The organism is Enterobacter sp. JBIWA003, assembly GCF_019968825.1.
Classification (GTDB): Bacteria; Pseudomonadota; Gammaproteobacteria; order Enterobacterales; family Enterobacteriaceae; genus Enterobacter; species Enterobacter quasiroggenkampii.
The window spans coordinates 49,537-70,409 of the sequence record NZ_CP074170.1 but is presented as its reverse complement, the minus strand read 5'-3'; the positions used below and the strand labels follow the sequence as shown (position 1 = coordinate 70,409).

Sequence of the window (20,873 nt, the reverse complement as noted above, 5' to 3'; positions counted from 1 at the left end):
TGCTTATTTATGTGTTATTCGCCCATCAAGAGATACATTTAGATGCGAACCATCTCTTGTTGCCCAGCCAAGTTGAGCTTTGCCTTTTGGTGACAGTTGTACATCCCATTCAAAAGCCTGTCCTGCGGTACGCGATGGGCCTTTTACCCATTCATTACCGAATTTATCAAGGTAGCCATTATTCGGCCCCCGTGGTAATGGATTGCTGGGTGAGTAATTGCTATCAGGAACAAAGCGGATTTTACCTTGTGTTCGAAGTTCTACATATTTTATACGACCTTTGGTTGACCACGGTTGCGCCGCACCTGCCGTCCCTGAAGGATTAAATGGAGGCTCTTCAACATATGATAGTTTGGTGACAGTAGATGTACTCTTTGCCGCATTAGCCGTTGTAACTGCACCTTTTGAGACCAGATACGAATTTACTGCCTGTAAATTCGCCCCCAGCGCCACAGAAGCAAGAATAATATCCGCTCCCTGCTTGGTTTTGGCATAACTCAGCGCCGTATCATAATCCACACCCGTGGCAGTCATAAAGTAGTTAGCCAGTCCTTCCGTTACCTTTTGCTGATTCTGTGCATCAGGCGTCGTACTGTTTAACAAGCCAACTAGCTGGCCATAAGCATCCGGATACTGCTGGCTGAACTTCGAGTTATAAGGCCCGGTTTCATATCCGGCTTTCGCCGCATACGCTTTCGCTCTTTCCGTTGCACAACCCGCACTATCTGCCTTGCCGTTGCCACAGGCATCAATCACCTTCTGGTCACGACTGATATTCAGTTCCGTCAGTTCAGCAACTTTCTTCTGTGCCGCTTCACGTACTGCCGGATCTGGGTCGTTCAGTTTCCGCTTCGCTATCTCAAGCTCAGTCTTTTCTGGCTGGCTCAGATAATTATTCTCAACAACAACGCTTTCCTGTGCATTCCGGCAGGAACAACACAGTTTTCCCAGTTAAGTCAGTAGCTTGCAGGCTATTTTTGCTAAGGTACATCTGCTGCTGCAACTTTTTGCGCTGTTAAGCGTTTTGGCCCCGCAGACGCTACCGCCCGGCCGTGACACCTGATCTGCTACCCCACCAACAGATCACTATGAAGACGTGATGCCACGACACACGCCTCAGAAGCGTCTGTAATTGGCTGAATAATTTTAGCGTTCTTTTCGAATCAAAGAGTCATACTCTCCAAATTCGGGGAACTGCTCATAATTTCCGGCTACATCGACCGTTGTTTGACTTTCGTCCAGTTTATAGGGATTAAACTGTTCTTCTCTTACCACAGCACTACCATCTTCATTAAAGATATATGTAGTGCCATGCGACACATTTAATATACCTGCACCTTCGCCATCGTGTTCAGCAAATTCACGATAAACAGCCATTGATAAAAACAAACGATTATCATCAAGAATTTTAAAATTGTATAGCAAATACTCTTGCAAGTTTTCATTTAAAAAACTTACCCCAACCCATCCTTTATTTTTCATTACTTCAATAAAACATGATGGCGTAGATTCTGAGCCAATGAGTGCGGTGTAAGACTCACCAGTCATATGTTTTTTATATGCTTTCTTTTCTAGCCATACATCAATTGGTTTATTTTTTGCTCTAAACCATGATTTACAATAAAATACATCTTGCTTCATTGATAAACCTTCCCATTTGTATCACGTATTACCACCCCGGCCTTATCTGCTGCATTCAAAACCGATTGTGGAATGGGTTTTACCTGAGGAGGAACTTCTAAAATATTAGTCCCACGCAACGCATCACCGCCCAATGAACCACTTGATGGAACTTTAGCAATGGTTGCACCTGCAGGGTATTTATTCACAGCCTCCCGGATGTAATTAGTCGCTGTTGATTCAGTGATATCAGAGAACTGCGTGAACTTACGTGACACTATCTCACCTGTAGCCGGGTTATACGAATCAACACGATAATAGCCGTTTCCGTTAGGTTGAAACGAAATCGGGATCGAAAGCTATAGATATTTTTCAGGTATATGAGATAACTGTTCTACAACAGACCAGTTTTCAGGCTCCGATTTTTTACTGTGCCACTTAGCTCCATCTTCTAACCATTTTGTCCGATATTTCTTAATTCCTTGCAATGTTGAATCTTCGTAACCGAATTCAACCCCACAGCAATCACATATTTCGTATGTTGGTGATTCTCCATCATCACCCCAAGGGGCCTCAAGCTGCTCAGCACCACATACCCGGCAAATATATAAATCATTATTTTTGTGCATTGAAGTAGTCCAAATTTGTTGGATAGCCATGATCTGCGGGATCCGGCCTGAACATTGTTTTAGGCACACCATCACTATTTTTGACTGCAAATGTATTGGACGATGGGTTGTAGTAAATCGTATCACCGTTTTTACGTATTGTGGTGAGCGTTCCTTTTGGCGGATTTGTTACAAAGTTATGTGTGGCATCCACATATTGTTTTGAGTTTTGATATTCGGGAAACTCTTTTCCATGCTTCGTCCAGTGTCCATACGCATTGTCAACAGGCTCCGCTTTTTTGGTTTCAGTCCAAATCTGAGTATCTTTAGATTTGCCACCTATCGGAACTGCCCCAATACCAAGACCAGCAGTTCCAGGAAGCGGCTTACCATCTTCGTCAAACAACACCCCAGGCCTGGCAATGTTGTAGACTTTTGGGAGGCGGTCGCCGTGCTCTTTCTCAAACTCTTCCTCATCATGGCCAGGACTCAGCGTGTTATTCTCAACCGTCGTCTTGCCCGCCTGAGCCGCCGCTACCGCATTCGCGCTGCTGTCTCCGACAAGCCCGCCAGCCAGACCAGAAGCCAGTGTCGCCAGCGCAGATACCGTCTGTTTTTCTTCCTCGCTCAGTTCGCTGACCTGTTTGCCAAAACCGTCAACCGCAATCTTACCAGCCAGCTCACCCACCGCTGCACCGGCTGCAGCGGACGCCGCATCTCTGCCGGAAGCGGCTGCAAGTGCGGCGTTGACAACCGCATGGGCCAGCACGCGTCCCTTAAGATCCTTCTCCGGGATGGCATTCGCGATGGCATTGGCGATATACGGCGCGGCACCGCCCGCAATCGCAGCTTTAATATCGCCACCTGCCAGCGCCTGGATGGCCGCCGTTGCTGCCGTGATGGCGCGCTGGGTGCTCTGCCCCGTTCCCATGCCAGACTGGTTAAACGCTTCGTTATAGAAGGTCTGGTACATCTGGTCATGAATCGCCTGATCGGTAACCTCTTTACCGTCTTTTTTCAGCTGGCTGATGGCGGCGTTACGCGCATCGCTGCCCGCGGTTTTCATCTTCTCGTTGGCCGCTTCCGTGGCCGCAATTTTGCCGTTGGTGCGCGCAATATCCGCAACCTGATTGCCGATCTCGCCAATCATCTGCGCGGTTTGCAGGCGTTTCTGCTCTTTCTCTTTGTTAAAGATCGGGTCGATGCTGCCGTTGGCATGGTCAGTGTCACGGCTGAGCGTGCTGACGTCCTGCTTCTGGTTAGCCTGGTCGCGAACAATGATAGCACCGTCGGCTACCGCTGACTGCGTGGCCGCTGCTGCTAAAGCTGATACGTATCCTTGACCAGGCCTTCCCCATCTGCGTGTTTTACAGCGACAACACCGGCGGAGTTCTCCGACGGCATCCTGCGCTTTCTGTACCTGGCGGTAGCGCTGTTAAGCCCGCGCCCACCGGCATTTATCGCGTTGAACGAACCGGAAAACTGACTGCATTCGCAGATGCTGCCCGCCGGCCAGCCGCTACTCGCAGATCTGGCTCACCAGCCACTCGCCGGAGCTGGCAAAGTTGATTGAGAAGCAGCGATCATTTTCGCTGTATCAGCTGTCGATGGCGGAGGGGGAGACGCGGGTGGAGAGGCTGGGGTAGTCTCAATGGGTACGGAGGCTGTTTTTTCGCATCTCGCTTCAGTGAAGCATGCCAATAAAGAACCCCAGATACCCGGCCCTGCTTAACCATATAAAGGGGCTGGTAAGGCCGGATCGCCGGATATTAATCAACTCTCTCATGGGGGCCAGGCCATCATTTTTTATAACGACATTTTTTGCACAATAGCGGCAATGCATAATCAGAAATAAAATTCCGGCGATCGCAAAACCAAAATAACTTTCGCGACTTCCCCAAAAATGAGTGCTTAATTTTAAATAAGTTAGTCCCCAGATACTGACTAAAAAAACGATAAATGAACATGCCGCGATGTTCATGTCTCGCTTACTACCCAGACCAAAAAAAAGCGCATCAAAGAAAAACATCGTGGTTAGAGGTGACTGAACGCTTCTTCCCGTCACTTTACTAAAACGGACAAACACGACAGTTCCGATGAAAAATGCGAACAGCGCAATTCCTAACAGCAGATAAATCATTTGATTAGTCCTTTTTGAAGGGCCAGGATATGAGGTCGGGACTGTTAGAGCCGTTAAGTTTGGAGAGAAATGGCTCAGCAAATACTGTAAAAAACTTTCTTCAATCCTGCTTAGGGTGCAATTTTATACTAACCAACATCCACTAAACGATTGTTTTTGCTCATCTGTGTCCTGCTTTTTCAGTTCAGACAGAAGCTGATATATCTCGCCCTCAGCCTTCTTACTTGCGTATTTTGCAGTGAAGGTTGTGATGTCCTTATCACCCAAAAACCGATTCTCAACAACAACCAAGTCCTTTGATTTGTATTTTTTCATTTCAGTTTTCCCCTGGCAAAATCTTCGTCTGCTTTTCCTGCTCTCTCAGATAGATAGCCACCTACTGTAGCACCTGCTATTACTGGTAATTGGTTTACGGTACCACACCGCTATCTAGTCCCGAGCCGAAGTGCATCGGTTGGAAATAATGGTTGCAAAATCATACTTTCATTAAAAATGAACATTTTTGGGGACAATGTCGCGACATCATAAATATTTTCAAGCACTAATCTCAAATTAGTTCTAAATGAAGGTATATTTGCATCGTCTGCAATGACATAAACATCTTCATTTTTTAACCTGGATTGACAGAGTAACTCATCACTGGTTTCAAAGTCTCTAAAGCTTATTTCAGACCAAGAAATGTTTCCGCTAACAAAGGGGTATCCTTCCAGAATAGAAGTTACTCTCGCTTCGTCTTCTTTATCAATAATAGTGAAATCAGCACTAAGAGCTTCTCTACACTCTTCAAATAAAGTCATAAGATCTACCTGTTCAATTGTTTCAATACAGTCTTAAAGGCGTTTTCATTATCCTCAAATGATATCACTTTCTTAACACCTTTCCTGTCCCTTGCTATAACCCCATCTATTGCTATGAGTGCCTTTTACATAATCATAATCGACTCGCCAACCGACCACCCGCTGCGAAAACTTCCGCCGTTCCATGCATAATGCGCTATTTTTTACGCAGCAAGTAGATAGTCGCCAAAGCAAGCAGCCCGGCGATATAATCCAGCGAATTATTCTCAACAACAACTCGATCCTGTACACTTTGCTGTGATGATAACTGTTTTTAACTTTATTATCAGATATCTAAATCCGTTTTCTCTGTTATAATTTCGGAACGGCAACTTTTTGCCCCGACGCGCCTTTTTCGCCAGAGTAAACTACCTCCTCGACGACAGTCGGGGATGTTTACTCGATAATTAATTTTCTTAAATGTTTTAAGCTAATGTCATTAACATCCATTTTAAGGTCATTACAAATATTTATTGCTAAATCGTACTCAGACTGACTAATCGGTACGTCATACTCGCTTAAATGATCGCAAATCGTTTCAAAAGCTAACCCTCTTTCACCATGCCCTACATACTCAATGGCATCCTGGAGTATTTCATTATCTAAGCGCCCCTTAAAAAGGTCGCCGAAAAAAACTATTTTATCATCTAAATCAATCATTTAAACACCCATCTTATTTAATATTTTATAACTGCTCGGCATCGGTCCATTATCAGGAAAGGCTATAACAATTTTCCCTGTAGCAGGTTGGTAAACAACCCTAGTTCTTACGCCACCCCTAGTTTCATAGGACACCCAGTTAGCAGGTTTCCCTTTACTGGTGTATACACCCCCAGTCCCCGTTTGAGCAAACCATTGTGTATCAGGAGCAGTAGCAATATCACCAACAGCATGTACTACTTTGTCTGTAGACCAATCTTACGACGGGTGTGGGGATTTTGAGGTGAGAAGCAGGCTATCGTAAAATAGCCTGCCGGGATGAGTTCAGATATTTCCAAACAGTGTTGCGGAACAAAAAAACGCCGCAGGAGCCGGGATCTTCTCAAGCCATCATATTGGCTAAAATCTGGCCTAAATCATTAAGTAAGGCACAGACATCTTCTTTAGAAGCCCCAATCCTGGTTTCAAATTCAGGAAAAGAGATACCATTACAGATTTCATTCAAAGCTGAATTCAGGATCAATAACTCATTTTCATCAATGGTTAATTGAGCTTGTTTCCCAGCAAGAGATATTAAATCCATTCATCACCTCAAATTATCAAAGTACGCCCTACCGTTTACAGGCTTAAAAGCGGTTTCACCATCTGATGCTTAATGATTGCGTGACCTGGCCGTTTTGGAGTACCGTCGCGGACGGCGGTACTCCAAAAACACATCTTGTCTGGAAGTGAAAAATGCAGGGCAAAAAAATCCCGCGGACAGTTGGCAGGATTTGTACTCACACAGGTAGCCGAGCAAGTAAGCTATTTACCTTTTCCGTATCTTCCGGGTGAAGCCGCAAATACTTTTCACTTGCAAGTCGTACGTAGTGATAGCAGATTTCTTCACTAACGATAGTAGTATCTGCTTCAGAGGGAGGATAACCAACAGCAAATTCAACACCTTCAAAATGTTCACTTTCGTCATAACTTTCCATATCAGGAAAGAAGCAGTAAACCCCATCTCTCATAAATGAATGCTTTTTAATAATACTTTCAATAGACATCAAGAAAACACCATCATTATACATGAGGTCAAAGTAAGTTTTTATGACCACGTCAGGGTCTGATTTTATATAAGGTAAATCAAATAAAAATTTCATTCATTTAATCCTATTTGGGATGAAAGTTTGTGACTCGACCTGTATTTTTATCGAGATAAACTCTAAAATTCAACCCGCCAGCTGTAGCATCATATGCTGACTGGCCATTGCGCATTGCATCTCTTAACCCTTTCATTGCAGCCTCTTGCCCAAGATCTAACATTACTTTGCCAGTATATATTTTCGGATCATAGATAGTTTTCTTTACTGGGCTTGGTTTATATTCTCCAGTTAAATTCCCCGCGCGATCTTTGGTAGGAACTAAGTATTCAACTTCAGAAATACCTTTAACATTTGTAGGTTTCTCGCTTACGATTTTTACGCCATATTTTTTAACGGCATCATAAAACGCATCAGCATTATGCCCACCTGAGATCCCACTCTTTTACGTAAACCCATCAACCGTTGCCAGATGTTTTGGTTGATCAATTCTGATGCTCATCCCATCAGGATAAGTGATTGTCGTCATGCCCTTCTCTGTACTAGTTTTATATGGCAGCGAATTTCCGCCATACTGACCGCCAGGATACTCTACATCTTTAATATCCTTACCCGGTTTTACTGAATACTCGCCATCGCCAGCAGTCCATGTGATCGACGGATTTTCAGGAATAACTTTGTCTACTTTGGAAGTGACTTTTGCAACAATCTTCTCTGTCAGAGCCGTACCTGTTTTTGCAACACCAACACCACCGGCGACAGCAGTAATGAGATCGGACATGAGTTTACACGCCTCAAGACCTGCATTGTACGCACCTCCCGCACCTGCCCTCTGATACTCTGATTCCATCAGATTGATACGATCAATATAACTTTGTTTAACGGCATCCGACATCGTACTGGACATGTCGTCGCTCGTGATTAATTGCTTAATTGCATCATAAGTGGCGGCAGGATTTGTGACGGCTTTCGATAAACTCTCGACGGAATCACTAATCCCCTGAGGAACACCAACCAGCATACCAGCCCCGTAGGCGGCCTCCTGCCCGATATCAACAGCATCCCATTTAGCACCGACTTTCAACTGACATGAGGTGTTACATTTACAGGCATCAAACTCTTTATCCCACTCAGAACGTTGTTGGTTGCTAAGATAGTTATTCTCAACAACTCGTTCCGGTGCACATTGCTGCGATAAACATGATTTCTCCTTTTATTTCCCTGACTTACAGTTTGTTTCGCCTGCTGTAATTCCGGCACAAGAACGTTTTGTCCTGATGTGTATTTTGCTAGGTGACCAAAATATTTCCTAGCAAGCGATCACAGTATAATCCCCACGACTGGTTGTAATAACATACCCGGCGATGTGGCCGAGATCTTACTGCTATTCAGGGAACTAATTGGATCGGGAAGGTTACTTTCCTGCCTTCAATGTAATCCCATATTATTTTATGCAACTTATTAAAAATTGAAGATTCATAAGGCATAAACTTCATTAAGAACGAGTGCAACTCGTCAGAACTGACCACCTTTATCTCCCCAATTTTTTTCACTTCTGCTGAGAAAATTTCTTTATTATCAATACAGTTAAAATACAAAATGACTTTCCTATCCTCTTTCGAATATAAAATATCATTTATATATAATGAATTACTGGTTGAAGACGGCGTTTCCATTCCAAGTTCCTTTAAACTCTTTATCTGTCATTTTATAACTGGTTCCTTTCCACGGATCATAGATAGATACATTTCCTTTACTATCTGTACCCTTAACAACAACCCAATGCCCAATTTTGCTACCCTGATCCCACATCATTGCACTCCATGAACCTGTTTTGTTCAAAGCATCATAGGCTTCAAAACCAACAAATCCTCCACTCCAGCTACTTCCACTATTTTTAGCCAAATCTCTAGCTAACTGTTCAGGGCTTTTCAGTCCAGTACCTATTTGAGTTTGATCAACAAAGATATTCCTATCTTTCAGCATCATTTCACCGCAAGCACCGCCACAACCCGTTGGCGTTGATTGTTTCACCACATTTGGATCGACTATTTCATCCAGCACATTCCAGTTTCCACCGGCTCCGCCCTTGGGTGCAACGGGCTTAACAATAACTTTTGCCGTCGAGCTTCCTGAAGGAAGAAGCTTCGCCGGTATCAAAGCGCCAGATAATACCCCTGCAACATTCTCCAGCGCTTTCTGGTCACCATTCCAGGCTTTCACAACAGTCGTCTTGATGCCTTCCCACGCATCACCATTCATGATGCTATCCAGTACTTTCGCTGCTGCTGCATCTTTCTTCGCAATATCACTCTGCGCCTGGCTACAGTAGCTATCCCCTGTCGCACAGGCGGTTAACGCTGCTACCATATCAAACGCTGTATCGCCGCCCAGCACGGCTAAGTCGCCGGTTTCAGCAGCAACATTGACCAGACCATTCGCAATCTGGGAAACGGTGTTCTTACCCAGCTTGTCCCTGATCTGGTCCTTCCACCATTCCTTGCTCTCTTTAAGCGACTCCCGGCCTTTATCCCCGGCCATCGAGTTATTCTCAGCCGTCGTCTTGCCCGCCTGAGCCGCCGCTACCGCGTTCGCGCTGCTGTCTCCGACAAGCCCGCCAGCCAGGCCAGAAGCCAGTGTCGCCAGCGCAGATACCGTCTGTTTATCTTCCTCACTCAGTTCGCTGACCTGTTTGCCAAAACCGTCAACCGCAATCTTATCGGCCAGCTTGTCTACCGCAATTTTGCCGACAAGCTCACCCACCGCTGCACCGGCTGCGGCGGACGCCGCATCTCTGCCGGAAGCGGCTGCAAGTGCGGCGTTGACAACCGCATGGGCCAGCACGCGTCCCTTAAGATCCGTCTCCGGGATGGCATTCGCGATGGCATTGGCGATATACGGCGCAGCACCGCCCGCAATCGCAGCTTTAATATCGCCACCTGCCAGCGCCTGGATGGCCGCCGTTGCTGCCGTGATGGCGCGCTGGGTGCTCTGCCCCGTTCCCATGCCAGACTGGTTAAACGCTTCGTTATAGAAGGTCTGGTACATCTGGTCATGAATCGCCTGATCGGTAACCTCTTTACCGTCTTTTTTCAGCTGGCTAATGGCGGCGTTACGCGCATCGCTGCCCGCGGTTTTCATCTTCTCGTTGGCCGCTTCCGTGGCCGCAATCTTGCCGTTGGTGCGCGCAATATCCGCAACCTGATTGCCGATCTCGCCAATCATCTGCGCGGTTTGCAGGCGTTTCTGCTCTTTCTCTTTGTTAAAGATCGGGTCGATGCTGCCGTTGGCATGGTCAGTGTCACGGCTGAGCGTGCTGACGTCCTGCTTCTGGTTAGCCTGGTCGCGAACAATGATAGCACCGTCGGCTACCGCTGATTGCGTGGTCCCTTCAGCATGGCCGCTGCCGCCCATTCCTGCCAGCATTGTGCTGGCCATGTTGCTAACCAGATTACCCGCAACCCCGGCGCCGCTGCTGAAGCCGACACCCTGATGTTCAACCTTATACTCCGCCTTATTGTTGATGTCCGTAAAGCCCAGCGTACCGGTCTCAAGGCGGTTTTTGTCTGCATCAGCACGGCTGGCAATCACCGCACCGTCCAGCTGCGTATGGTTGCCAACGTTAATATCAAAGCCGCCTTTGCCAGCGAAGATCCCGGTCTGCTCCTGGACCGAGTCGTAGTTGCTCTTCATCTTATCGCGGCTGATGCTAAAGCTGCCGCTACCGCTGCCCGCTCCCCAGGTGTAGCTTGCACCCGCATTCATACTCTGCTGTTTGCTGTTGTATTTGTCGCTATCCTGCAGGCTGCTGAGGGTCAGGTCGCGCCCGACATCCGCCGTGATCTTATCGCCGTTGACCTGCGCGCCTTTAAGTACCGTATCGCGGCCGCTGTTCAGGCTGACGTTCTGTCCGGCATCCAGCGTCGTTTCGTTCCAGGAGGTTCCATTGCCTTTTTCGCTGCCTCTGGCGGCGTTTACGCTGGCAGAGACGGTGATGCCCGCGCCATTCGGACCGGCGGTAATACCGATCCCGATTGAGCCACCCTTGCTGGAGTTACTGCCCGTCAGTTTATTGGTGTCGGCTGCACTCGTCAGGTTGATATCCTGAGCCGCATTGAGCGTCAGGTCCTTGCCAGCCTTCAGCTGGCTGCCCGCCACGGTAATATCACCGCTGTTGGCAGCGTTGCCCTGACCTGTCGCCGTGATGGCGAGGTTACCCCCGGCATTCAGCGTGCTGCCGGTCGTTTTGTCCTGCTCCGAGTGTGAGGTGGATTTAGAGGACTGTCCGCCAATGGAGGCCATCACGCCGAACGCGCCATTGTTGGTGGGATCGCTGCCGTTAGCCGCTTCAGCGAGACGGTTGGCCTGCAGGGCCTGAACACCCGACAGTGCCGCTTTGGTCGCCTGCAGTGCGGCGAGACGGCCATCGCTCTGGTCTTTCACCGCCATTGCCGTGCTGGCCGCAGTGTTCACCGCGTCACCCACTGCGCCGGAGAGGGCAATCGTCAGGCCACTGCTTTTCTGCTTGAAGGTTTGATCGCTGGTGAGCCTGTCGTGGCCCGGCTCGATCGTCACGCTGTCTCCGGTGAGCGCCATATTTTTGCCAGCCACCAGATCCGCGCCGCCGACATGCAGCTGATTACCGGCGGCAATATCAACGCTCCCCCCCGTCGAGCCCACCGTACTGAAGCTCTGGCTCTGGGTGGTGCCCTTCTCACGTAGATCCTGGGTACTTTTGCTGCTGCCGATGGTGAAACCAATCCCGCCCGAGCCCATCAGGCCGGATTTTTTCTCTTCCTTAAAGCGCCAGGAGGTGTCGCTGTTCGTCGCTGCCACAATATCGACGTTGTTGCCCGCCTTAAGCTTCACGTCGCCGTCGCCCGCCACGGCGGATCCGTTCACCAGCAGGTTATTGCCCGCAACGACCTGCACGTTATCGCCGCTCAGCAATGAGCCGGATTCACGCGTCGCGCTGTTCTCCTCGATGGTGTGGGTGGTTTTCTTGCTCAGGAACCCTTTTTTGGTTTTGGTCTGCTCTTTGTAGTGATAATCGCTTTCGGTTGCGGTATTGAGATTGACGTCACGGCCTGCCGCCACGCCGATATCGCCCTTCGCCGTCACCTGCGCGGCTTCGGTGGTGACATCGCGCCCGGCGAGGATTTGGGTATTCGCCCCGCTGGCGATCTCGGTTCCCTGCTGGCGTACCGATTCGTTGATGACGGTTTTCTTGCCTGACTTATAGCTATCGCCCTGCGTGGTCTCTTCCGCCGCCAGATTCACGTCGCGACCCGCCTGCAGCCCGACGCTTTTCTCCGCCGCCAGCGCGGCGGCCTGAGCGTTGATATCCTGCCCGGCCTTCAGCACCAGGTTATCGCCTGCGGAAATCGTGGTGCGAGCGAGTCTGGTGCTGTGGGATTCGCTTTTCCCTTTACGGCTGCTTTCGCTGGTCTGTACCGCGTTCATATTGAGATCGTTGCCCGCGTTCAGCAGCATATCGCCGCCGGAGGTCAGGTTTGCCCCGGTAACGGTGATGTTTTTCCACGCCTCAAGCGACAGGCTATCCTGTGCGGTAATGGACGCCATGTTGCCCAGCAGGGTGTCTTTCAGGCCGATCTTGCCGTACTTCCCTCCGGCGTTGATATCAATCTGTTCAACCTGGGTCAGGTTGTTGATGCTGCCGTCCAGGCTCTCCAGCGCGACCGTTTTGCCGCTGATGGTAGAGCTGATGTTATTGATATCGCCGATGGCGCTCAGGTTCAGGTCGCCGCCAGCTTTCATCAGGCCGTTGTTGAGGTTGCTGATGCTGTTCTGGCTGTCGAGCGTCAGGCTGTTTTTCGCCAGCAGCGAGCTGCCGCTGTTGGTGATGTCGCCGCCCTTCAGGGTGACGTTGTTGCCCGCGATTACGCTGCCGTTATTGACGGTGACGTCCTTCGGCGACAGGTAGAGTTTCGGCACCATCACGGTTTCGCCGTTGACGGTGGCTTTCTCCCACCACAGCAGGCTGTGGTCGAGCGCGGCAATCTGATCGGCGGTCAGCGAGACGCCAAACTGCAGGCCGAGCGACTGCTGCGCCGCCGCGGCGTTGTCCATCAGATAGCGCATCTGATCCAGATCGGAACCGATGCCGTTCAGGTAGCGGTTACCGGTCTGGTTGAGCATCACATTGGAGACATAACGGGTATCGAACGCCGCATCACCGAGGAAGCGGTAATCGTAATCCGGGTTCAGGTTGAGACGGCCGAGCATGTAAGACGAGCCGAGGAACTGCTTCTCGTCGGTAAACGCCAGCCGCGTCTCCTGCGGCGCCGTGGACGACGGTTTGACCCCGAGCATTGCGTTCAGATCGGCAAACAGGGCGGGATCAAGCTGTCCGAGACCGTTCAGTTTCGGGTTGATGCTGATCAGGTACGGGCTTTTCGGGTTATCGGAGAAGACGAAATAGCCGTTGTTGCCCGACGGCAGCGGGTAAGCGCTGGTATCGACGCGCTGGCCCTGATAATGCCCGACGGCGCCGCCCTGAGCGGTTCGGAGATCGGCCGTGGTGACCCCGGCGTTCGCCAGCGCGCCCAGCTGGCCGAGGTTCGCGTTGCCTTTCTGCCTGGTGCCAATGTTGCTGAGAGGCGTGCCGGACGCGCCGCCGTTTTCCAGCGCGCCGCCGCCGTTAAGCTGCTGCAGCGCACCCTGCAGCTGATCGTTCCACTGCGGCGAGTTCACCGCCACGGTGCCGGTCGTGTTCAGCCCCTGTTTTTGCACGCCGCTACCGACGCTCTGGTTGCTGAGGGTGTTCAGCGACGGCGTGGAGATAACGTTGCTGACGCCACCTGCATTGGCGGTGGTATTAGTGTTGCTGATGTTGCTGGTGAAGTTTGCGGTAACGTTGCCGCCCGCCTGGATCACTGCGCGGAATGGTGTTCCCTGTGATACGTCTTCGCGAACCCCCGTTGCCTTATAATGCAGTTCAACAGAGTTATAGCTGTCGTCGTATTCGTAGGTCTGGTAGCGGGTGGTCGACTGTGGAAACCATGAACGGTTGTTCAGCGTCGATCCGCTCATCACCAGTTGTCCGGAAGCCAGAAGCAGACTGGCATCGTTATCCAGCCCGTCTGCTGTGATATAACCTGAGCCCCCGGCACTGATGCGCGCTGCAGGACCGTTCGCGGTAACCGACAGCGAGGTGCGTGAAATCGCAAACTCCAGGGTCCTGAATGCATCTTTTGGGTACGGCACCATGATTGCACCATCCAGGACCTTATAATTTGGGTTACACCAGACCCCCAGACTGTTTGACGGGCAGGGAGAAAACTTGATACGCGCTTTATTTCCCATCCACTCAAGCGGAATATCAGCATCACGCGGTGTCAGCCAGGCGTACTGGGCGGGAAGATCTTCCTGAGCCCCCTGAGTCACCGCCAGCCCGTCCCGTGTGTTAAGCAGATGCTCGGTTTTAATGAATATATCCCCATTCTGCGTCTCAATATTCCCCGACGTGTTCACCACCTGGCTGTTCGCATTTCCCGCCGCATCCCGCTGCATCCACAGGTTGTTCCCCGCCATGATGTCGCCGCGCTGGTTGGTGATGCTGTCGGCAAATAGCGCCAGGTTATTCGCCGCGTACAACAGCGCGGTGTTGACGATGGCGCCCGGCGCGCTCAGGGTCAGCGAGCCGCGTGTGCCGGTGAAGCCGTCCACGGTAATATTGCTCCGGCTGGCCACGGTGATGTCACCTCCGCCCTGCACCGAGCCCGCGCCGTTCAGCGCCACGCTGCTGCCGGAGAGCGTGCTCGAGCCGCCGCCAGTGGTGATTTGTCCGTTGTTGCTGAGCTGCCCGCCCGCATTCAGGTTGACCGCCTGCCCCTGCAGCACGCTGCGGTTATCGATGTCGCCGCCGCTGTTGATGGTGAGGGTTCTGCCTGCCGCCACAGCGGTTCTGCTGGTAAACGCGTTCGTCAGCTGCAGCGTTAAGTCCCCCAGGGACACCAGCTGGCCGGTAAGGTCCAGCCCACGGCTTTGCAGCCACAGGTTGCCGCCGCTCAGCAGCTTGCCGCCCGCGCTCTGGGTTACCTGGTCCGCGCCAATATTCAGCTGCGTGTTGCCGAGCAGCGTGCCGCTGTTGTTCAGCTGGCTGTAGTTAACCGTCAGCTGTCCCGCCTGGGTGGTGCCCTGGCTGGAGAAATTGGTGCCGGTCAGGGTGGCGCGATCGGCCACCCACGTGCCGCCGTTGGTGGCGTTTGCCGCATTCAGGATCAGGTCGGTGGCCTGCAGCCAGCCGGTGCCGGTGAACTGCGGCGTGCCGAGCGTCAGGCGCGCGCCGGAGAGGAGTTTGCCGTCGTTACGCGCCTGCGAGGAGGCGGTCACGCGCGTCTCGCCGCCGCCCTGGATCAGGCCGTAGTTAAACAGCGCGGGCGTGGTCAGCGTCAGCGCATCGCGGCTGACGATTTCGCCTCCGCTGTTGTTGGTCAGCGTCCCGCTGAGGGCCAGCGTCGCGCCGTTATCGCCCTGCAGACGTCCGTTGTTGGTGAGCGCCCCGGTGGTGATGCCGAGCGTGCCCCCCTGCATTTTGCCGTCGCTGGTGACGGAGGCCGCCGTGATGTTCAGCGCCCCGCCGGACAGCAGGGTGCCGCCAGACTGCTGGCTGACAGTGCCGGTCTGGCTGAGTGTCAGGCCATTCACGCCGCTGATGGCGCCGCTGTTGCTGAGCGTGCCGCCTGTCAGCGTCAGGTTTTTCGCCGCCCACTGGCCCTGGTTCGCCAGCGTCGCGGCCTGCAGCGTCGCCGCACCCAGCGCGGTGATCCTGCTGCCTGCGGTTCCGGTGAGCGTATCGGCCAGCGTCATCTGCAGCGCGTCGGCGCTCTGCACCGCGCCGCTGTTATTGAGCGACCGGGCGTTAAGCAGAATATTCTGTGCCTGCCAGCTGCCGGCGTTGGTCACCGCGCCGGACGCAATCGTCAGAGTACCCTGGGTGAGAAGCTTACCGCCTGCGCCGTTGATCAGCTCCTGCTGAGGCGCGGCCATCGCCATGCGCGCCATCAGCCGCTGCTGTCCCTGAACGGTCAGGCTCTGCAGACCGGTTAAGGTGCCCTGGTTGTTAATGCTGTTCTGATGCAGCGCGAGGGTGTTCCCCTGCACGGTGCCGCTGTTTTTAAGCGTGCTGCCGCCGAGCGTCACATCGCCCTCGCTGAGGAGCTGCCCGCGGTTATCCAGCGTCTGTGCGGTGATATCCGTCCTACCCTGGCTCATCAGCGAGCCGGTTGAGGTCAGCGTGCCGCCGGTCGTGGCCGTCAGCGTTCCCTGGCTGAGCAGAGACCCGCCGTGCGCCCAGTCGCTGGCGCGGATGTCCGCGCCGTTCCCCTGCAGCGTGCCCTGCGTGGTCAGCTGGCCTGCATCCAGCGTCAACATGCCGCCGGAGAGGGTGCGCGAGGTCGCGCCCGTGGTCAACGTGGTCCCGGTGAGCGCCAGGCCATTCGTTCCCTGCATCAGCCCGCCGTTGTTCATATCGCGGGCAGTGAGGGACAGCGTACCGCCGGTGATGCGCCCCGGGTTCGCCAGGGTATCCGCGGTGAAGGCGGTCGTGCCGCCACTCTGCAGCAGCCCGGTATTCGTTAACGCCCCGCTGAGCGTGCCGCTGAGTCCCGTCTGCCCGTTCACCGTGCCGCTGTTGGTGAGGGTGGTGCCGGTCATGCCCAGTGTGGCGCCCTGCAGCGAACCGGCGTTGGTCAGCTGTCCGCCCGTCAGCGTGAAGCCGCCGCCGGAGAGCCATTTACCGTTCAGCTCGTTGATAAAGCGGTCGGCGGTGGCGTTAACCGCGTTGCTGCCCTGCATCAGGCCGCTGTTGCGCAGCTCAGTACCGCCTGCTGTCAGCGTTTTGCCCGCCACCGTGCCGCTGCTGGTCAGCGTCGTCGCGTTAAGCACGGCATCGTCGGTGGCAACGATGTTCCCCGTGTTGGTCAGGGCATTGCTCAGGCCCAAATCCAGGCTCTGCGCCTGAATATCGCCCCGGTTCGTCAGGTCGCTGCCCCGCAGGGTGAACCCGCCCTTCACCAGCAACAGGCCAGCGTTATCGAGCGTGTCGAGGGATAAGTTCAGAGGACTGCCGCTCACCAGCTGCCCGGTGGCGCCGTTGCTCAGCGCGCGGGTGGTCAGCGTCAGCGTGTCGTTGCCCTGAAGAATCCCGGTGTTGTTCAGCTGCGCAGCCTTCACCGCGAGGGCTTTCCCGGCCAGCTGGCCGTCGTTGAACAGCTGCGCCGCCGTCAGCGTGAACAGATTCTGGCTGAGCAGGGCACCCGTGTTATCCAGCCTGCCGGTTGCGGAAAGCGTCAGGGCGTCCAGCGTCTGAACGCTGCCCTGGTTATTCAGGCTCCCGGCGTCAAGCGTCGCACTGCGCCCCTGAAGGCTGCCCGCGTTGCTGAGGGTTTGTCCGCTCAGCGTCAGGGTCTCGCCGCCCGTCACCTGGCCCTGAGGCTGGTTCGTGAAGGTGTTCCCGGACCAGGCCAGCGTGCTGCTGCCCTGAAGCAGGCCGCTGTTCTGCAGGTCGCCCCGCAGGGTCAGCACTTTCGCCAGCAACTGGCCACGGTTATCGGTCCTGTCGGCCTGGACATCCAGCACCTGCTGGCTGAGCACCTTACCGCTGTTGGTCAGCGTGCCGGTTACCGCCGCCGTCACGCCCGTTTCCCCCAGCGCGTTACCGGTGTTCATCCACTCACCGGTGGCGAGATTCAGGGTGTTGCCCTGCAGCAGCCCGGCGTTGTTCAGGGTGGTGTGGTGCAGGGCGAGCGCGCCGCCGGAGAGCAGCATGCCCGCCTGCTGGTTGCTGAGCTGTGCCCCGGTCGCCGTGAGGGAGTGTGTCCCCTGCAGCGTGCCGCCGTTGGTCACCGACGCGCTGTTAAACTGCGCGTCGGTACCGGCCATCAGCCCGCTGTTCGTCAGGCTGGCGGTGGTCAGCGTCAGGCCGTTCCGGGCAATCACCCGCCCACCGGCATCGTTGCTGGCCTGTCGGGTCAGGTTCAGCAGCAGCGCGGTAGCGCTGAGCTCGCCGCTGTTGGCCAGCGTGTCGCCGCCGAGCGTCAGCGTTCCGCTGCTGCGCAGCGCGCCACGGTTAGTGAGGTCTGCCACGCCGAGCGTCAGCGCCGAGTCCCCCTCGACGGTGCCCTGGTTTTGCAGGCTGTCCGCCGTGACGTGCAGGTCGCTGGCCGCAATATTGCCCGCGTTAGCAAACGCAGTGCCGTTCAGGGTGAGCCGGTCGTCCGCCAGCAGGCGTCCGGTATCGGTGTTGGTCAGGCTGAGGTAGTCGCTGCTCAGGCTGACGCCGTTGATTTCCCCCTGGTTTGTCAGCGTGTCGCCCCGGAGGCGCAGCGTGCCGTCGGTGGTGATAAGCCCGCTGTTAGACAGCACCGGAACGTTCAGCGTTAAATCCTGCGTGCTGTAGACCGATCCGCCCGCAAGGTTTGTGAGTGACCCGGTCTTCAGGCCGAGCAGGGTGGTCCCCTGCAGCAGTCCGCTGTTCTCCACCGAGGCAGCGTCCAGCGCCAGCGTACCGGCAACCAGCGTACCGCTGTTGGTGATGCGATCAGGAGCCGTCAGGGTCATGCGATCCGCTTTTGCGACGCCGGACTGGAGGATGTTCTGTCCGCTGAGCGCGATGGCGCTGGCGGTAAGCTCTCCGCCGCTGGTCAGGTCGCCGGTCGCGTTAAAACTCAGCACGTTACCGGTGGATTTCCCGGCGTGCGTAATTGTGCCCGCCGTCACCGACAGCGCACCCTTCGCCGCCTGCGTGCCATTCAGCGCGGCATTCTGCGCCTGCAGGGTAAGCCCCTGCCCGCTCTGCAGATGCGCATCCTGGCCGGTGGTCAGGTCGCCGGTACTGACGGTTAATGCCCCCGCCGCGTCCGTCTGCCCGTTCAGGCTGGCGCTGCGGGTCGCGGTAATCTGAACATTGCCCTGACTGGTGGTACGGGACGCCTGACCGCTGGTCAGGGTGCCGGTCTGCGCCGTCAGCGCCGTCGCGCCGGACAGGGTGCCATTCTGTTCAAGCGCGTCTGCCTTCACGCTCATCGCCCCGTCAGCCAGCAGGCTGCCGCTGTTACGCAGGGTCTGCTGCGCCGTGACGTTTGCATTGCCTTTCGCGCTCAGCGTGCCCCGCTGCTCCAGGGTACCGGCGCTTAGCGCCAGGTTGCCGGCGCTCTGCAGGGTACCGCTGTTAGTGACCGTCTGCCCCTTCAGGGTGACGTCGTTACCCTGCACCGTGCCGCCGTTTGTCAGCTCTCCTGCGTTCACGTCAAGGTGGCCTTTCGCTGCCAGCTGGCCGCTGTTGGACACCCTGTTGCCGGAGAGGGCAATGTCGCGCCCCGCATTCACCTGCCCCTGATTACTGACGGCGCTGCCCGTCAGGCGGACATCGCCCGTGGCATCGGCCCGGCTCTGGCCGTCCATTACCAGCTGTCCGCCGCTCAGGGCCAGATTCTCTCCTGCCGAGACCGCACTGGCCGTGGATGACAGCGTGCCGCCGCTGCTGAGGGTCGCGCGGGTATCGCTACCGCTGCGGGTATTCGTCAGCGTGATATCTTTCCCGGCCGCCACGCTGAGCGCGCCTTTGCTGGTGACGCTGCCGCCGCGCTGCGTCAGGCTGCCGTCGGTGGACAGCGTGGTGTCGGCCTGACCCGTCAGCGTCGCATCCGCAAGCGCTGTACCCTGTTTGCTCGTGACGGTTAGCGCCCCGCCCTGTGCCGACACGCCGCCGCCGTTTACGGTCAGGGTATCTTTACTGTCCAGCGTCGCCGCGCCGCGGGAGACCAGGGAGGTATTGCTGAGCGTCATCCCCTGCCCGCTGCTCACCGACAGCGCGCCCGCGCTGTTTGTCCCGCCGCCCATCGTCTGCACTTTCCCCGCAGCGGAAAGGCGCATATCGCCCTGGCTGGCGAGCGTGCTGTTATTGAGTTCCACATCCTGCGAGCTGGTCACATTCAGCGCGCCCCCGGCCTGATGGCTGCCGTTGAGGACTACTCCCGCGCCATTCGCGGTAATCGAGCCGCTGGCCAGGCTGTTCGTGACCGTCAGTTTCCCGCCCGCATCCAGCTGAATATCGCCCTGGCGCGCGGTGAGGTTGCCGAGGTTCACCCCCACGCCCGTCTCGCTGGAGACCAGGCGGATACGGTTGGCATACATCCCGCCGAGCGCGCCGGTATCCACGGCCACCACGGGCGCGGCGCCCTCACCGGCAATCGGTTTGACGCTGCCGTCTGCGCCCACGCGGTTCGCCCCTGCCGTTACCGTCAGGTCGTTCGCATGTATCGCGGCGTTCACTTCCGTCGCGCGCGCAATGATCGACAGCGCGTCGCTCTTGCTGGCATCCAGCCCCTGGCCTTCAACCGTGATGGCGCCTTTCGTCACCTCCAGCGCCTGCAGGTTACCGCTGGCGTCGAACTGCGGTTTCCCCGTGGTCAGGGTGACGTTCGGGGTGTTGATAAATCCGCACCCGTTACAAGTAATGCCGTACGGGTTGGCCACCATAACGTTTGCTGCTTTACCGGCGACTTCCGTGTAGCCCTGTAACTGCGAGCGGCTGGCGCCCGTGACTTCGTTGATAATGCCTTTCGCTTCCCGCCCGGCCTGCAGGTTGGGGTTGTTCTGGATAAGCCCGCCCAGCTGGGTCTGGGTTAAACGGTCCGTGCCGTTATTGAGGATAAGCCCCTCTTTGCCGACGTTATACTCACCGAACTGGTTATGCGAGATACCCGCCCCATTGGGCGTGGCGATGTTGACGACCGGCACCCCGTTCCCCGCCCGATCGACCGTGGTCTGCCCGGTCGGCGTAAGCGCCGCCGCGACGGCAGGAGCCATCGGCTGCCAGACCATTAAGCCGCAGACAATCCAGCTGATCAGACGCTGCGAGAAACGAACGGGTGGGTGACGGGTATCCATAGTCGTAGAGTCT

At 54.8% G+C, this 20,873-nt stretch carries 15 protein-coding genes and 1 pseudogene; 2 read left to right on the top strand and 14 right to left on the bottom strand.

Annotated features, from left to right (window positions below; translation table 11 throughout):
* Nucleotides 1-3: 3 nt before the first annotated feature.
* The 5 genes from KGP25_RS00335 to KGP25_RS00315 form a co-directional block, all read right to left on the bottom strand.
* A complete protein-coding gene (locus tag KGP25_RS00335; protein WP_348984752.1) occupies nucleotides 4-843 on the bottom strand; it encodes a polymorphic toxin type 17 domain-containing protein in 840 nt (279 codons plus the stop codon).
* A gap of 303 nt (nucleotides 844-1,146) precedes the next feature.
* On the bottom strand, nucleotides 1,147-1,641 hold the full coding sequence (locus tag KGP25_RS00330; protein ID WP_023326401.1) for a hypothetical protein: 495 nt from the start codon (nucleotides 1,639-1,641) through the stop codon (nucleotides 1,147-1,149).
* On the bottom strand, nucleotides 1,638-1,898 hold the full coding sequence (locus KGP25_RS00325) for a hypothetical protein (protein ID WP_223539753.1): 261 nt from the start codon (nucleotides 1,896-1,898) through the stop codon (nucleotides 1,638-1,640). Before KGP25_RS00325 ends, KGP25_RS00330 begins: the two co-directional genes overlap by 4 nt.
* An 81-nt stretch (nucleotides 1,899-1,979) precedes the next feature.
* Nucleotides 1,980-2,279 (bottom strand): hypothetical protein, encoded by a 300-nt coding sequence (locus KGP25_RS00320; RefSeq protein ID WP_223539752.1) that lies wholly within the window; start codon nucleotides 2,277-2,279, stop codon nucleotides 1,980-1,982.
* Complete coding sequence (locus KGP25_RS00315; protein ID WP_223539751.1) at nucleotides 2,236-3,201, bottom strand: VENN motif pre-toxin domain-containing protein; 966 nt, start codon at nucleotides 3,199-3,201, stop codon at nucleotides 2,236-2,238. Before KGP25_RS00315 ends, KGP25_RS00320 begins: the two co-directional genes overlap by 44 nt.
* 6 nt (nucleotides 3,202-3,207) lie before the next feature.
* Here KGP25_RS00315 and KGP25_RS00310 point away from each other — a divergent pair, with 6 nt between their 5' ends.
* Entirely contained in the window at nucleotides 3,208-3,531 is a 324-nt protein-coding gene (locus KGP25_RS00310) for a hypothetical protein (protein WP_223539750.1), read from the top strand.
* 17 nt (nucleotides 3,532-3,548) lie between these two features.
* Nucleotides 3,549-3,874 (top strand): annotated as a pseudogene (locus tag KGP25_RS00305) (AAA family ATPase); the annotation flags it as partial.
* A 38-nt stretch (nucleotides 3,875-3,912) separates the two neighbouring features.
* Here KGP25_RS00305 and KGP25_RS00300 read toward each other — a convergent pair.
* From KGP25_RS00300 to KGP25_RS00250, 9 genes are all read right to left on the bottom strand, one after another.
* Nucleotides 3,913-4,368 (bottom strand): hypothetical protein, encoded by a 456-nt coding sequence (locus KGP25_RS00300; RefSeq protein ID WP_039267095.1) that lies wholly within the window; start codon nucleotides 4,366-4,368, stop codon nucleotides 3,913-3,915.
* Between the two features lie 123 nt (nucleotides 4,369-4,491).
* Nucleotides 4,492-4,683, bottom strand: a complete 192-nt coding sequence (locus KGP25_RS00295; protein ID WP_106105257.1) for a hypothetical protein — start codon at nucleotides 4,681-4,683, stop codon at nucleotides 4,492-4,494.
* A gap of 110 nt (nucleotides 4,684-4,793) precedes the next feature.
* The gene (locus tag KGP25_RS00290; RefSeq protein ID WP_223539749.1) at nucleotides 4,794-5,165 is read right to left on the bottom strand and encodes a hypothetical protein; all 372 of its coding nucleotides are present in this window, start codon (nucleotides 5,163-5,165) and stop codon (nucleotides 4,794-4,796) included.
* A 435-nt stretch (nucleotides 5,166-5,600) separates the two neighbouring features.
* A complete protein-coding gene (locus tag KGP25_RS00285) occupies nucleotides 5,601-5,864 on the bottom strand; it encodes a MafI family immunity protein (RefSeq protein WP_055322487.1) in 264 nt (87 codons plus the stop codon).
* Nucleotides 5,865-6,246: 382 nt separating this feature from the next.
* Nucleotides 6,247-6,447, bottom strand: a complete 201-nt coding sequence (locus tag KGP25_RS00275; protein WP_055322508.1) for a hypothetical protein — start codon at nucleotides 6,445-6,447, stop codon at nucleotides 6,247-6,249.
* A 196-nt stretch (nucleotides 6,448-6,643) separates the two neighbouring features.
* Entirely contained in the window at nucleotides 6,644-7,006 is a 363-nt protein-coding gene (cdiI, locus tag KGP25_RS00270; RefSeq protein WP_074166983.1) for a ribonuclease toxin immunity protein CdiI, read from the bottom strand.
* Between the two features lie 385 nt (nucleotides 7,007-7,391).
* Nucleotides 7,392-7,967: a hypothetical protein gene (locus tag KGP25_RS00260; RefSeq protein ID WP_223539748.1), complete on the bottom strand. Its 576-nt coding sequence runs from the start codon at nucleotides 7,965-7,967 to the stop codon at nucleotides 7,392-7,394.
* Nucleotides 7,968-8,334: 367 nt separating this feature from the next.
* Nucleotides 8,335-8,622, bottom strand: coding sequence for a hypothetical protein (locus KGP25_RS00255; protein WP_223539747.1), 288 nt, complete (start codon nucleotides 8,620-8,622; stop codon nucleotides 8,335-8,337).
* A complete protein-coding gene (locus KGP25_RS00250; protein ID WP_223539746.1) occupies nucleotides 8,597-20,860 on the bottom strand; it encodes a hemagglutinin repeat-containing protein in 12,264 nt (4,087 codons plus the stop codon). Before KGP25_RS00250 ends, KGP25_RS00255 begins: the two co-directional genes overlap by 26 nt.
* Nucleotides 20,861-20,873: the final 13 nt, after the last annotated feature.